Here is a 13,153-nt window from a genome sequence, read left to right on the forward strand (position 1 = left end):
ATCCCATGATTTTTAAATGGCGCATGGCGCTGGCGTCCCACTTTCCAGGTGTGCTGGTGTGCATGGTGATTGCACTGGCCGCGACTTTCATCTCCGAGCACTATGGCGGTCCCCAACTGCTCTATGCCTTGCTGATCGGCCTGGCGTTCCACTTTCTCAATAGCCACCCCAAGGCGGCCAAGGGCATTGGTTTTTGCGGCCGCGTGGTGCTGCGCGTGGGGGTCGCGCTGCTTGGTGCCCGCATTACGTTTGCGCAAGTGGCCCAACTGGGCGCCGGAACCGCCGTGGTTATCGTGCTGGCGGTGGTACTGACGATTTTGCTGGGCGTGCTGCTGGCGCGCTGGCTGAAGTGTTCGCGTGATGAAGGCCTGCTGTCGGGCAGCGCGGTGGCCATCTGCGGTGCATCGGCGGCGCTAGCCGTGTCTTCCGTGCTGCCCCAGACGAAAGAAAACGAACGCTTCACACTGCTGGCCGTGGTGGGCGTCACGGTGCTGTCGACGCTGGCGATGGTGGTCTACCCATTCAGCCTGCAGGCCATCGGGCTCTTGCCGGGGCAGGCCGGTATTGTGCTGGGCGGCTCGATTCACGACGTGGCGCAGGTGGTAGCGGCCGGCATGATGCTCGGCCCGCAGGCGGGTGACACGGCCACCGTGGTCAAGCTGTTTCGCGTCATGATGCTGATGCCCATCGTACTGTTCATTGCGGTGCTGTACCGCAACCATCCGGCCGTCAAGGTGCCGGAAACAGAAGTGCCGCTGGTACCGGGCTTCCTGATCGCTTTTGTCGTGCTGGTCATGCTGGCCAGCGCCGGCCTGATCGCGGCGCCGGTGGTTCAACTGGCCAGCGATGCATCGCGCTGGATGCTGGTAACGGCCATTGCCGCTGCGGGTGTGAAGACCAGTTTTGAAGACTTGCTCAAGCTGGGCTGGAAGCCTGTGGCGCTGTTGCTGGCCGAGACATTCTTTATCGTGGCCTTCGTGGTGATCTCGGTACTGCTGCTAAAGCTTGGGGTGCCTTGAGCGGCAAGCGGCGAATCTGCCGGTTCAGCCCAGAAGAGCCTGCGCGAATTCACGCGCGTTGAAGGTTTCCAGGTCTTCCAGCTGCTCACCCACACCGATGAAGTACACCGACACCGGACGCAGTGTGGGTGAGGCAATGGCACGTTCACGGGCCCACAGCGCAATGGCCGCCAAAACGCCGCCCTTGGCTGTGCCGTCCAGCTTGGTCACGATGAGGCCGGTCAGCTGCAGCGTGTCATCAAAGGCCTTGACCTGGGCCAATGCGTTTTGCCCGGTGTTGCCGTCAATAACCAGAAGTACCTCGTGGGGTGCTGTGGCGTCTGCTTTCTGCACTACACGTTTGATCTTGCGCAGCTCTTCCATCAGGTGCAACTGCGTCGGCAGGCGGCCGGCCGTGTCGACCAGCACCACATCTTTGCCGCGCGCCTTGCCTGCGCTCACGGCGTCAAAGCTCACGGCGGCCGGGTCGCCGCCTTCCTGGCTGACGATCTCGACGGTGTTGCGGTCGGCCCAGACGCTGAGCTGCTCGCGCGCCGCGGCGCGAAAGGTGTCAGCTGCTGCCAGCAGCACCGAGGCGCCTTCGGTGGCCAAGTGCCGTGTGAGCTTGCCGATGGATGTGGTCTTTCCGGCACCGTTGACCCCGGTCACCATGATCACGGTGGGCTGGTACTGGCCGATCACGAGGGGCTGCTCCAGCGGCTTGAGCAGTTGTGCGATGGAGTCCACCAAGGCATTCTTGACGGCGACGGGGTGCGTCATGCCGCCTTCCTTGACGCGGCGTTTGACATCGGCCAGCAGGTGTTCGGTGGCCTTGCTGCCGGTGTCGGCCATCAATAACGCGGTCTCCAGGTCTTCGTAGAGTGCATCGTCGATGCGGCTGCCGGTGAACACGGTCGAGATGCTGGAGCCGGTCTTGCGCAGCCCGGCCTGCAGCTTGCCGAGCCAGCGTTCCCGCTCGGGGGCCACAGCGCCGGGAACCGGAATGGCAATGGGGGTTACAAGCGCGCTGCCAATCAAGCTGCCACCCGCAGGAGCTGGCGCGGGCACGGGTGCAGCGGGCACAGGTACTGCCGGGTCCGGGGTGGATCCGCCGGCCGGGGAGGGCGTATCGGGCGCAGAAGACGCCGGTGGGGCAGGGGGAGGGGATTTTTTCTTGAAAAAACTGAACATTGGGTATGCTTGTGGAGTCCTAGTGGGCAATTGCACTCTGCAGTGCCGTGCGGCGCCACCCAGCTATTCTATGAAACACCCCAGGCCAGCCCTTTTGACACCCCCAGTACCCCTATCTTCCATACTTCGCCCGTCGGCCGCCTGGCGCCTGCCCGCCTTGGTGCTGACTCTGTGCCTGGGCACGGCGGCCCTTGCGCAGGCGCCCGCGCCCGCACCGGCAGTGGAGCAGTTCACGCTGGCCAACGGCCTCACGGTCATCGTCAAGCCCGACCACCGCGCGCCCACCGTGGCCCACATGCTGTGGGTGCGCGTGGGCTCCATGGACGAGGTCGACGGCACATCGGGCGTGGCCCATGTGCTGGAACACATGATGTTCAAGGGAACGGCGAAGGTCAAACCGGGTGAGTTTTCAAAGCGCGTAGCCGCCCTGGGCGGACGCGACAACGCTTTCACCAGCCGCGACAACACGGCCTACCACCAGCAGATTCCGGCCGGCAAGCTGGAGGACGTCATGCGCCTGGAGGCTGACCGTTTCACCGGAAACCAGTGGGCCGACGACGAGTTCAAGCGCGAGATCGAGGTCGTCAAGGAAGAGCGGCGCCTGCGCACCGAAGATTCGCCGCGCGCCATGCTGTATGAGCAGATGACCGCGATGACGTTTACTGCCTCGCCTTACCGGCGCCCGGTGGTCGGCTGGATGAGCGACATCGAGGCCATGACACCCGACGATGCGCGCGACTTTTACCGCCGCTGGTATGTGCCTGCCAATGCCGCCGTGGTCATTGCCGGTGATGTAGATGTCGCGCAGGTCAAAAAGCTGACCGAAAAATACTACGGCGGGATTCCGGCGCGTGCCGTGCCGGTGCGCAAGCCGCGTACCGAGCCCGTGCAGGCCGGTGTGCGCCGCATGGACTTCAAGGCACCGGCCAGCCAGGCCTATGTCAGCATGGTTTTCAAGGTGCCCAAGCTGGAGCCGGCAGACCTGGCCGCGCCGGCCGCCGGCGCCAGCCGCGACGCGCTGGCGCTGACGGTGCTGGCCGCCGTGCTGGACGGCTACAGCGGCGCCCGGCTTGACCGCGCGCTGGTGCAGCAGTCCCGTGTGGCCGACAGCGCCGGTGCGTCCAATGGCCTGATGGGCCGGGGGCCGCAGCTCTTTTCGCTTGACGGCGTGCCCGCTGCCGGTAAAACCGCCCAGCAGGTGGCCGACGCGCTGCGCGAGCAGGTGGCCAAGGTGGCGCGCGAAGGCGTGAGCGAGGCCGAACTGAACCGCGTCAAGACGCAGTGGGTGGCCAGCGAGACCTACAAGCTCGACTCGGTCTTCAACCAGGCGCGCGAGCTCGGCTCCCACTGGGTGCAAGGCCTGCCGCTGGATGCCAGCGAACGCATCATTGCCGCCCTGCGCAGCATCACGGGCGCCGAGGTGCAGGCAGTGGCCGCGAAATATTTTGGTGACGACCAGATGACGATGGCAACGCTGTTGCCGCAGCCGCTGGATCCGAACCGCAAGCCGCGCCAGGGCACTGCGCCTGCCGGCGACCTGCAGCGTTGAGCTGCCCTACTCATCCAGAATTGTTGACAACATCATGATTGCTATAAAAACAATAGCGGCTCGCGCAAGGTGTGTAGGGGTCGCAGGCCTTTTTGGTTTGTTTTTTCACTCGCTGGCGCTGGCTGCCCTGCCGATCCAGCACTGGACGCAGCCCAATGGCGCCAAGGTTTACCTGGTCGAAAGCCCGGCGATTGCCATGCTGGACGTGCAGATCGACCTGGACGCCGGCAACCGGCGTGACCCTGCTGACAAAGCCGGCCTGGCCAGCATGATGGCCGGCCTGCTGGAAAAAGGTGTGCGTGCCAGCAATGGCTTGGGGCCAGACGGAATTTGTGGAGGGCTGTGTGTTCCCGAGCCGGCGCTCGATGAAAACGCACTCAGCGAAGCCTGGGCGGATCTGGGCGCGCAGTTCGGTGCCGGCACCACGTCCGACCGCCTGAGCTTTTCACTGCGCACCCTGACCGACCCGGCGCTGCTGGACAAAGCCGCAGCGCTGGCCGCACGTGAGATCGCCGAGCCGGCTTTTCCCGAAGCTGTGTGGCAACGCGAGCGCGCACGCCTGCAGGCCTCGATCCGCGAGTCCTATACCCGCCCGGCCAGTGTTGCCGGCCGCGCCTACACACCGGCGGTATACGGCACGCATCCCTATGGTTATGAAGTCACGGAAGAAAGCCTGACGCGCATCAGCGTGGGCGACATGCGCGCCGCGCACGCCACTGGCGTGACGGCTTGCCGCGCGCGCATCAGCATGGTGGGCGCCGTGACGCGCGCGCAGGCTGATGCCATCGCTGCAAAATTGCTGTCACGCCTGCCGAAAACGGCTTGCGCCAGCCTGCCGCCATTGCCGGCCGTGGCCGAGGTCGCGCCGCTGGCCGCACCGGTTGAAAAACGCATCCCCTTTGCTTCAGCGCAGGCGCAGGTGCTGATCGGCCAGCCGGGCTACAAACGCTCAGACCCGGACTACTTCGCCCTGACGGTGGGCAATTACATCCTGGGCGGCGGCGGTTTTGTCTCGCGGCTGGCCAGTGAAGTGCGTGAAAAGCGCGGCCTGACGTATGGCGTGTCGAGTTATTTCTCACCTGCCCTGCATGCGGGCGCCTTCACCATCAGCATGCAGACCCGGCCTGACCAGGCTGCGCAGGCCGTGGACCTGGTGCGCAAAGTGGTGGCTGACTTTGTGGCCAACGGCCCGCTGGAGGCCGAACTCAAGGCGGCGAAGGACAACCTGGTGGGCGGCTTTGCCTTGCGCATTGACAGCAACCGCAAGCTCCTTGACAACGTGTCGAGCATTGCCTGGAACGACCTGCCCCTGAACTACCTGGATACCTGGACGCAGCAGGTCGACAAGGTCACGGTGGCCGATGTCAAGGCGGCTTTTGCACGCAAGCTGCAGCCTGAAAAAATGGTCACTGTTATCCTTGGCGCCGCACCATGAAGTACACGCCCGCTCCCACCCCAGCTCCCGCCACCCCCAAGAACCCGCGCGCCAAAAGCGGCAAGGTGGTGGGCCGAAAAACCGTGCCGCCGGGTGAGATCCGCATCATCGGCGGCTTGTACAAACGCACAAAATTGCCGGTTCCCAGCAAGCCGGGCCTGCGTCCCACGCCCGATCGCGTGCGTGAAACCCTTTTCAACTGGCTGGGCCAGGACCTGACGGGCTGGCGCTGTATCGACGTGTTTGCCGGCACCGGCGCGCTGGGCTTTGAGGCCGCGTCGCGCGGCGCGGCCGACGTGCTGCTGTGCGAGCAGGATCCGGCGCTGGCGCAACAGCTCAAGACGGTGCAGGCCAGGCTCAAGGCCGACATGTGCCGTATCGAGCGTGGCGACGGACTGAGCGCCCTGAAACGCGTTGCGCCGGGCAGCCTGCAACTGGTGCTGCTCGACCCGCCTTTTGAGTCCACCCTGTACGAATCCACGCTCAAAGCCGCAGCGCAGGCCATCGGTCCGACCGGCGTGGTTTATCTGGAGGCGCCCAAACCCTGGACGGATGAGGAACTGCTGCCGCTGGGTTTACAGGTGCACCGCAGCGGCAAGGCAGGCGCCGTGCATTTCCACTTGCTGGCCGCTCTGGGTACGCCAGCGGGCTGAACCGCCGGCCAGGCCTTGCCTGCCTCGTGGTTACAGGGCGGCAATTGGCGGCAAAAAGGGTGGGGCGGGCATAATTCCTCCTATGGCCACCTCCCGCACCGCTGTTTATTCCGGCACGTTTGACCCGTTCACCTTGGGCCATGACGACGTCGTGCGCCGTGCTGCCGGGTTGTTTGACCGGCTTGTCATTGCCGTGGCCACTGCCCACCACAAGAAAACCCTGTTTTCACTGGAAGCGCGTGTGGCGCAGGTACAGGCGGCAACCCAGGGCATCGCTGGCGTCACGGTGCTGCCGTTTGACGGCCTGATCATGGATTTTTGCACGGCGCAAAAGGCCTCAGCCGTGGTGCGCGGAATCCGCAACATCACCGACTTTGACTACGAAGCGCAGATGGCGGCCATGAACCGCAAACTGCGCCCCGAGGTGGAAACCGTGTTTCTGTTGCCCGACGCACCGCTGCAATGCATCAGCAGCACGCTGGTGCGCGAGATCAGCAAGCTGGGCGGCGACATCAGCCAGATGGTGAGCCCGGCGGTGGCGTCGGCACTGGCGGCGGCGCACGAAGCCGCAAAGGGGCGCTGACATGGCCCTGATGATCACCGACGAGTGCATCAACTGCGACGTCTGCGAACCCGAATGCCCCAACCAGGCGATTTACCTGGGCAAGGAAATTTACGAGATCGATCCGCACAAATGCACGGAATGCGTGGGCCATTTCGATGAGCCCCAGTGCGTGCAGGTTTGCCCTGTGGCCTGCATTCCCATCAACCCGCAGCACATTGAAACGCGGGAAACCCTGTTTGAAAAATACCAGCGGCTGCAAACCATTATTCCGGTGGTCACGGCTCGCTAATTGACCTGGTTGGAGGGTTTGTGGCCTGACATGGCCTTGGAAGCGCCGATTTAGCGCAGAAATAGCGGTGCAGCCCAGCAGGATCCTGCGCGAGCAGCTATAAAAATCATAGCGTCAAACTTGCGCGCGGCAGACCCGGAACGGCAGACTCTTAATCTTCAATATCCACTTTGCGCGGCGGTTTCGGCCGCGGTGGCGTGCTGGTGTGGATCATCATCGTGGCTTTTTCCATCTCGCCCTTGAGCAGTTCCGGCACGGCCTTGATGCAGCGGGCAATGCAGTCTTCAATCGCCACGCGGTGCTCTTGCGAAGGTTTTTTCAGCACCCAGTTGACCACCTCGGCCTTCACGCCCGGGTGGCCCACGCCGATGCGCAGGCGCCAGTAGTCGGCCGTGCCCAGCTGCGCATGGATGTCGCGCAGGCCATTGTGGCCGGCATGGCTGCCGCTGAACTTGAGCTTGACCTGGCCGGGCACGATGTCCATCTCGTCGTGCGCCACCAGCACTTCCTCGGGTGCGACCTTGAAGGACCGCGCCAGCGCCGCCACCGACTTGCCGGACACGTTCATGAAGGTGAGTGGTTTGAGCAGCCAGACGTTCTGGCCGTTCACCGTGATGCGGGCCACCTGGCCGTGGTAACTCTTGTCCAGGCTCAGCGGGGCTTTCAGCTCCTGCGAGAGGGCGTCGATAAACCAGAAGCCGGCGTTGTGGCGGGTGGCTTCGTATTCAGGGCCAGGGTTGCCTAACCCGACAAACAATTTGATCATTTGGAGATTTCCATCCGCCCAATTCTAGGGGCGTGTCTGTCGTGCTTCGCATCCCTGGGGTTGAAGGGATAAGGCTGGTCAAGAAAAACGGCCCTTGTCCTGCGGGAGGACAAGGGCCGCGAGCCTTTTCAGGCCTGAGCGTGAAGTGGGTTAATTACTTCTTGGCGGCTGGCTTGGCAGCGTCGGCCTTGGCGCCGGCTTTGGCTTCCTTGGCGGCAGCAGCTTTAGCGGCTTTCGGATCCACCGGTGCGGCTGCTGCAGCGGCTGCTGCGGCATCGGCCTCGGCTTCTTCGGAAACGGCAGACACCGACACCAGAACCGGGTTGTCCTGGCCCTTGGCCACGAACTTCACGCCCTTTGGCAGGGTGATGTCCTTGATGTGCAGCGGCGAGCCCTTCTTCAGGCCCTTCAGGTCGACGGCGATGAATTCGGGGATGTCTGCAGGGAAGCAGGACACGGTCAGCTCGGTGATCACGTGGTTGACCAGGCAGTTCTCCGTCTTGACGGCTGGAGACTCTTCTTCACCGCTGTAGTGCACAGGCACTTTCACGGTCATCTTGGTCTTGGCTTCCACGCGCTGGAAGTCGATGTGCAGGATCTGCTGTTTGTACGGGTGCATTTGCAGGTCGCGCAGCAGAACCTTGTGTTCTTTGCCTGCCAGTTCCATCTGGAGGATGGAAGCATGGAACGCTTCTTTTTTGATGGCGTGGAACAACGCGTTGTGATCGATTTCGATCAGCGTGGGTTCACCGGTGCCACCGTAAACAATACCGGGCGTACGGCCGGTGATGCGGAGACGGCGGCTCGCACCCGTGCCCTGCTTTGCGCGCTCAAAAGCGACGAATTTCATAATCAACTCCAATAAAGAACGGACCGCGACCAGTCTCGTTCTGGTTTAAAAAGCTGCTTTTTCCTGACGATGAACATCGTGAGGCGAGGGCAGCTACCTTTTTGTTTCAGATCAGAACAGGTTGTCCTGGTCCGAAAACAAACTCATGACCGACTCTCCCTTGGCGATGCGCTGAATGGTTTCAGCGATCAGCGGCGCCACGGAGAGCTGGCGAATCTTCTTGCAGCTTGCTGCATGGGCGCTCAGCGGAATGGTGTTGGTGATCACCACTTCATCGAGTGCGTCGCCCTGGGCGATGCGGTCAATGGCCGGGCCCGAAAAAATCGGGTGCGTGCAATATGCGTAAACCTTCTTGGCGCCGCGCTCTTTCAGCACTTCAGCCGCCTTCACCAGCGTGCCGGCCGTGTCGATCATGTCGTCCATGATGACGCAGTTGCGGCCTTCAATGTCGCCGATCACGTGCATCACTTCAGACACGTTCGCCTTGGGGCGGCGCTTGTCGATGATCGCCATGTCGCAGCCCAGCTGCTTGGCCAGCGCCCGGGCGCGCACCACGCCGCCCACATCGGGCGACACGACCATCAGGTCGGCGTAATTCTTCTGGCGCAAGTCGCCCAGCAACACCGGCGACGCATAAATGTTGTCGACCGGAATATCAAAAAAGCCCTGGATCTGGTCGGCATGCAGATCCATCGTCAAAACACGCGACACGCCCACGGCCTGCAGCATGTTGGCGACCACCTTGGCTGTAATCGGCACCCGCGCCGAACGTGGGCGGCGGTCTTGCCGGGCATAACCGAAATACGGGATCACCGCGGCGATGCGCTCGGCCGAAGCCCGTTTCAGCGCATCAACCATGATCAGCAGTTCCATCAGGTTGTCGTTGGTCGGCGCGCAGGTCGACTGCACCACAAACACATCACGGGCCCGGACGTTCTGCTGGATCTCGACGGTAACCTCACCATCCGAAAAACGGCCGACATGGGCTGCACCCAGTGAAATGCCCAGGTGCTGGGCGATGTCGGAGGCCATGCTCGGATTGGCATTGCCGGTGAAAACCATGAAGTCGGGATGGTGCGTTTGCATGTGGGGCCCAGCTGCTACAAGGACTTGAACGTGGCTGAAATTTTTATCGAAGCAAAATACGCACGGGACAACACGTTGCAACGGGCTTGGCAGTGAGCGCCGCTTGCCTGGCGTGTTTCCAAAAACACACAGACCCGCTGATACACATCACGCGGGTCTGTCAGGAGTCACACGGGCCCGCTCCGGGCGGGACCGCAACACCGGGGCTACGGCCCACGGCGAGTAATTTGGCAGGGGTGGAAGGATTCGAACCTGCGAATGCCGGAATCAAAATCCGGTGCCTTAACCAGCTTGGCGACACCCCTACACAGGACAGTTGTTGTTGCCAACAACAGACCTATAAACTTTTCCATTTAGGTCGCTTGAAAGCGCATTTCAAAGAGCGGTTATTTTACCAACCAGCCAGAGGATGCGCCTCCAAATTGCTGCATGTCCGGACTATCCAGTCATCAGGCAAACCTGAAAGATCCGTCAAATCCGTGCCATGCGGCAGTTGCGCAAATACAGCACTTCCGGAGCCGGTCATGCGCCCTTGAAGATGTTTCGTTTTCAGCCAGTTGATCGACTGGCCAATCTGCGGGCACATCTCCTGCGCTACCGGCTGCAAGTCGTTGCGGCCGAATCCGAAATCAACCGATCTCAAAGGGCCTTCAGCATTTGCAGCAAAGCCTTGGATTGTAGCAGTTTCTGTGTCGCGTTTGAGCCCCGGCGCACCGAAAATTCCTGGTGTGGAGACACCGGCAGGGGGCTTAACCACCACAAAACGGGCTGGCGGCAAGGCCAGCGGCGTGATTTTTTCACCAATGCCTTCCACCCAGGCGTGGCCACCGGACAGGAAAAAGGGGACATCGGCGCCCAGCGACAGGGCGATGGCTTGCAGTGTTGGGGTCGGCAGGCGCACACCCCAAAGCCGCTGCAGCGCCAGCAGGCAGCTGGCTGCGTCGGATGAACCCCCACCCATGCCGGCTTCTGAAGGGACGCTTTTTTGCAGGCCGATGTGAACGCCCAAAGACGTGCCGCAAGCCGCTTGCAGCGCCCTGGCTGCCTGTACACACAAGTCCTCGGCGGGCAAGGCCTGGGACTCGCCGGGGTTGCCCTCGTTGAGTTGGCGAAGGTCTTCCCGGGTGATCTGGCCATCGGCGCGCAGTTCAAAGTGCAGGGTGTCGCACCAGTCGATCAGCATGAATGCGGATTGCAACAGGTGGTAGCCGTCGGGCCTGCGTCCGGTGATGTGCAGGAAAAGGTTCAATTTGGCGGGCGCCGGCACGTCATACAGGGCTTTGAGCGGCTGCGCGGCGTGTGGGACGGGGGCGGTATGAGTCGTCATGAACTGGTGTCGCCAAAGCAATAACAGGAACCGGGAGCGTGAAAGTACGGGAGGCCTTGCGGCGAAGCCGGGGCATTCACCCCGGAATTATTGGTCAAGGACAACACGCAGGTCGGCTGGGGGCGCTGGCTGCACCCGCCTGGCCGTGATGCGGCCTTCGGCGTAACGGGAAAGGTCTGCAGACCAGCCGCTGACGCTGGCATTGTCGCCCTGCAGCCAGGCAAAGAGCGCGGTCACCGGGACGGCCGCACCTGTCGCCTGGGCCATCAGCTCATCCACCGAAGAAAATCGCTGGATCTTGCCATTGCCTGAGTCGAGTACGGCTTCACCGGGCGACCAGCGGAGCACACCCAGCACGCTGCCCAAAGGACTGATCAGCGAGAGTTCGCCGCGCTCGGGTTGGCCCTTGAGCTCGAAGCTCGCCGAAAAAGACTGCACAGGTTCGCTTTGGACCTGCAGGCTGATACGGCCTGTCCGAAGCTCATTTTTTGAGTCATTTGTGCCCGCAAGCCTTTGTGGTTGAGCGCAACCAGCTATCAAAAAAGGAGCAATAGCGCAGGCGCACACCAGACCCAGACGGGTCAGGTGGATACGCAGTACAGGCGGCAGGACGCGAATTCCCGTCACAGCTTCACGCGCAGGCGCTTGAGCGTCTCGAGCAGGGTCTCGTTTTCGGGACTCAGCAGCCGGCCTTCTTTCCAGATGGCCACGGCGCGGTCACGCTGGCCTGTTGTCCAGAGCACTTCACCGAAGTGGGCCGCGATTTCGGCGTCCGGTTTGGCTTTGTAAGCGGCTTCAAAGATCTTGATGGCTTCCGAGGTGTTGCCCATTCGGAATTCGACCCAGCCCAGGCTGTCCTTGATGAATGGATCGGCGGGCGCATATTCGAGCGCTTTGCGAATCAGATCACGCGCTTCCGGCAGGCGCACGCTGCGATCCGCAAATGAATAGCCCAGGGCGTTGTAGGCGTGGTGGTAGTCGGGCTTGAGCTGGATGACGCGCCGCAGCAGACGTTCCATTTCATCCATCGAACCCAGCTTTTCAGCCATCATGGCCTGGTCGTACAGCAGTTCGGTTTCGTCGGGGTTCCTGGCCAGGGCTTGCGCCAGCACATCATGGGCCAGCTGGTACTGCTTGAATTCGCGGAGCAGGCCTACTTCCGCGTTCAATTTCAGTCTTGCGTCTGCAGCGTTGCGTTCGGGGAGCTTGCGGATCAGCTGGCGTCCTTCTTCCAGTTTGCCCTGGCTGGCCAGGATAGAGGCGCGCCGGGTTTGGGCCTGGGTCAGGTCAGCGGAATTTTCAATCCTGGCCAGCCAGCTTTCTGCCGCCGCATAGTCCTTGCGTTTTTCGGCCAGTTGGGACAGCGAGAGGTAGGCCTGGGCCAGGCCGCGGTTGCGCTCGCCTTCGGCTGTCTGCTGCTGGGCCAGGGTGACGTAGCGCTCCAGCGAGGTTTGTGCCTGTGCCAGCTGGTTGTCCTGCAATTGCAGGGAGCCCAGTACCAGCCAGCCTTCGGGAAGCTCGGGTTTTTCGCGGGTCACCACTTGCAGCTGGGCGGCGGCTTCGGCGTAGCGCTGGGCATCCAGCAGCGCGCGCGCATAGGCCATCCGCACTTCGGGCAGGGCTTTGGCGTTGCCTTCAAAGTATTTGCGGACCAGATTTTCTGCTTCAGGCTGTTTCGGGTCCATCAGTTCCAGCCCGACCAGGGCCGGGCCTTCGGAGAGCGGGCCTGCAGCCTGTGCGCGCCTGGCTGCCGCAAGCGCGCCGTTGCTGTCGCCGGCGGCCAGCCGCATACGCCCCACCGTGGTCCAGGCGGCGCTGGCGGTGGCGGGACTGTTCAGGTAGGTGGCCAACGCTTCTTCGGCCACCGTGCTGGCCAGCTTTTTGTCGGGCACACGCGCGTAAATCCGGGGTACCGCAGTCAATGCCGCAGCACGTTCCATTTCCGGAGCAAGCCGGATTTCGGTTTGCAGCGGTTCGGTCGTGTCGGCAATCCGGTTCAATGCCACCAGGATCTGCAGGACATAACGGTTTGCCTCGCGCGAGGCGGGCTGCTCTGCCTTCCAGGCCTGGGCTGCCTGCAGTGCGGCATCGCCAGAGCGCGACTGCAGTGCGATGTCTGTGGCGCGCTGGTAGAGCTGCGCATCGCCGGTTTTGCGGGCGGCGTCCAGCATCAGCGCAAACCCTGCGGCGGGCTCGCCCTCCTGCAGGGTCATTTCACCCACCAGCAGCTGGTAAAAAAGGGCCCCATCCAGCTGCGATGATGGAGTCGCTTCCTGTGCGGCTTTGGCCTCGACAAGCGTTGAGGGCGCAGCCAGGAGCGGTTCTTCGGTCTGCGCCAGGACCAGGGGAACAGCCAGCCACAGGCCGCTGATGGCAAGGCCAATTTTTTTCTTCATCGAACCATGATAATTGAAGCTTCCCGGCTGCGCTGCCGCTTTACGCCG

The 13,153-nt window shown here is 62.6% G+C and carries 13 protein-coding genes and 1 tRNA gene; 6 read left to right on the forward strand and 8 right to left on the reverse strand.

From position 1 onward, the window contains the following. The first annotated feature begins 5 nt into the window (after positions 1-5). Positions 6-1,019, forward strand: a complete 1,014-nt coding sequence (locus AC1DY9_RS12795; RefSeq protein WP_457282203.1) for a YeiH family protein — start codon at positions 6-8, stop codon at positions 1,017-1,019. A gap of 24 nt (positions 1,020-1,043) precedes the next feature. Here the strand turns inward: AC1DY9_RS12795 and ftsY are convergent, their stop codons facing one another. Then, the gene (ftsY, locus tag AC1DY9_RS12800; RefSeq protein ID WP_477666667.1) at positions 1,044-2,189 is read right to left on the reverse strand and encodes a signal recognition particle-docking protein FtsY; all 1,146 of its coding nucleotides are present in this window, start codon (positions 2,187-2,189) and stop codon (positions 1,044-1,046) included. A gap of 70 nt (positions 2,190-2,259) precedes the next feature. Between ftsY and AC1DY9_RS12805 the strand changes: the two genes are divergently transcribed. The 5 genes from AC1DY9_RS12805 to AC1DY9_RS12825 all read left to right on the forward strand — a co-directional run bounded on the left by AC1DY9_RS12805 (position 2,260) and on the right by AC1DY9_RS12825 (position 6,680). Next, positions 2,260-3,738, forward strand: coding sequence for a M16 family metallopeptidase (locus AC1DY9_RS12805; protein WP_477666668.1), 1,479 nt, complete (start codon positions 2,260-2,262; stop codon positions 3,736-3,738). Between the two features lie 34 nt (positions 3,739-3,772). After that, the gene (locus AC1DY9_RS12810) at positions 3,773-5,173 is read left to right on the forward strand and encodes a M16 family metallopeptidase (RefSeq protein ID WP_477666669.1); all 1,401 of its coding nucleotides are present in this window, start codon (positions 3,773-3,775) and stop codon (positions 5,171-5,173) included. Then, positions 5,170-5,826 (forward strand): 16S rRNA (guanine(966)-N(2))-methyltransferase RsmD, encoded by a 657-nt coding sequence (rsmD, locus tag AC1DY9_RS12815; RefSeq protein ID WP_457282199.1) that lies wholly within the window; start codon positions 5,170-5,172, stop codon positions 5,824-5,826. Before AC1DY9_RS12810 ends, rsmD begins: the two co-directional genes overlap by 4 nt. Before the next feature lie 82 nt (positions 5,827-5,908). After that, positions 5,909-6,409, forward strand: a complete 501-nt coding sequence (gene coaD, locus AC1DY9_RS12820) for a pantetheine-phosphate adenylyltransferase (protein WP_477666670.1) — start codon at positions 5,909-5,911, stop codon at positions 6,407-6,409. A gap of 1 nt (position 6,410) precedes the next feature. Beyond that, the gene (locus AC1DY9_RS12825; RefSeq protein ID WP_457282197.1) at positions 6,411-6,680 is read left to right on the forward strand and encodes a YfhL family 4Fe-4S dicluster ferredoxin; all 270 of its coding nucleotides are present in this window, start codon (positions 6,411-6,413) and stop codon (positions 6,678-6,680) included. Positions 6,681-6,831: 151 nt separating this feature from the next. Here the strand turns inward: AC1DY9_RS12825 and pth are convergent, their stop codons facing one another. From pth to AC1DY9_RS12860, 7 genes are all read right to left on the reverse strand, one after another. After that, positions 6,832-7,446: an aminoacyl-tRNA hydrolase gene (gene pth, locus AC1DY9_RS12830; RefSeq protein ID WP_477666671.1), complete on the reverse strand. Its 615-nt coding sequence runs from the start codon at positions 7,444-7,446 to the stop codon at positions 6,832-6,834. A gap of 154 nt (positions 7,447-7,600) precedes the next feature. Continuing rightward, the gene (locus AC1DY9_RS12835) at positions 7,601-8,296 is read right to left on the reverse strand and encodes a 50S ribosomal protein L25/general stress protein Ctc (RefSeq protein WP_431098044.1); all 696 of its coding nucleotides are present in this window, start codon (positions 8,294-8,296) and stop codon (positions 7,601-7,603) included. 111 nt (positions 8,297-8,407) lie between these two features. Then, the gene (locus AC1DY9_RS12840; protein WP_457282195.1) at positions 8,408-9,382 is read right to left on the reverse strand and encodes a ribose-phosphate pyrophosphokinase; all 975 of its coding nucleotides are present in this window, start codon (positions 9,380-9,382) and stop codon (positions 8,408-8,410) included. Positions 9,383-9,610: 228 nt separating this feature from the next. Further along, a tRNA-Gln gene (locus AC1DY9_RS12845) sits at positions 9,611-9,687 on the reverse strand. A gap of 86 nt (positions 9,688-9,773) precedes the next feature. Next, positions 9,774-10,709, reverse strand: coding sequence for a 4-(cytidine 5'-diphospho)-2-C-methyl-D-erythritol kinase (gene ispE, locus AC1DY9_RS12850; protein WP_477666672.1), 936 nt, complete (start codon positions 10,707-10,709; stop codon positions 9,774-9,776). An 87-nt stretch (positions 10,710-10,796) separates the two neighbouring features. Then, complete coding sequence (locus AC1DY9_RS12855; RefSeq protein ID WP_477666673.1) at positions 10,797-11,336, reverse strand: outer membrane lipoprotein LolB; 540 nt, start codon at positions 11,334-11,336, stop codon at positions 10,797-10,799. Continuing rightward, entirely contained in the window at positions 11,333-13,105 is a 1,773-nt protein-coding gene (locus AC1DY9_RS12860) for a tetratricopeptide repeat protein (protein WP_477666674.1), read from the reverse strand. The genes AC1DY9_RS12855 and AC1DY9_RS12860 overlap by 4 nt, the downstream gene beginning before the upstream one ends. Positions 13,106-13,153 lie beyond the last annotated feature (48 nt).

Source organism: Polaromonas sp. P1_F6, from assembly GCF_056405695.1.

Bases quoted from the DNA above. Each gene is read 5' to 3' on its own strand.
- AC1DY9_RS12795 (WP_457282203.1), top strand. From the start codon at position 6: ATGATTTTTAAATGGCGCATGGCGCTGGCGTCCCACTTTCCAGGTGTG.
- ftsY (WP_477666667.1), bottom strand. From the start codon at position 2,189: ATGTTCAGTTTTTTCAAGAAAAAATCCCCTCCCCCTGCCCCACCGGCG.
- AC1DY9_RS12805 (WP_477666668.1), top strand. From the start codon at position 2,260: ATGAAACACCCCAGGCCAGCCCTTTTGACACCCCCAGTACCCCTATCT.
- AC1DY9_RS12810 (WP_477666669.1), top strand. From the start codon at position 3,773: ATGATTGCTATAAAAACAATAGCGGCTCGCGCAAGGTGTGTAGGGGTC.
- rsmD (WP_457282199.1), top strand. From the start codon at position 5,170: ATGAAGTACACGCCCGCTCCCACCCCAGCTCCCGCCACCCCCAAGAAC.
- coaD (WP_477666670.1), top strand. From the start codon at position 5,909: ATGGCCACCTCCCGCACCGCTGTTTATTCCGGCACGTTTGACCCGTTC.
- AC1DY9_RS12825 (WP_457282197.1), top strand. From the start codon at position 6,411: ATGGCCCTGATGATCACCGACGAGTGCATCAACTGCGACGTCTGCGAA.
- pth (WP_477666671.1), bottom strand. From the start codon at position 7,446: ATGATCAAATTGTTTGTCGGGTTAGGCAACCCTGGCCCTGAATACGAA.
- AC1DY9_RS12835 (WP_431098044.1), bottom strand. From the start codon at position 8,296: ATGAAATTCGTCGCTTTTGAGCGCGCAAAGCAGGGCACGGGTGCGAGC.
- AC1DY9_RS12840 (WP_457282195.1), bottom strand. From the start codon at position 9,382: ATGCAAACGCACCATCCCGACTTCATGGTTTTCACCGGCAATGCCAAT.
- ispE (WP_477666672.1), bottom strand. From the start codon at position 10,709: ATGACGACTCATACCGCCCCCGTCCCACACGCCGCGCAGCCGCTCAAA.
- AC1DY9_RS12860 (WP_477666674.1), bottom strand. From the start codon at position 13,105: ATGAAGAAAAAAATTGGCCTTGCCATCAGCGGCCTGTGGCTGGCTGTT.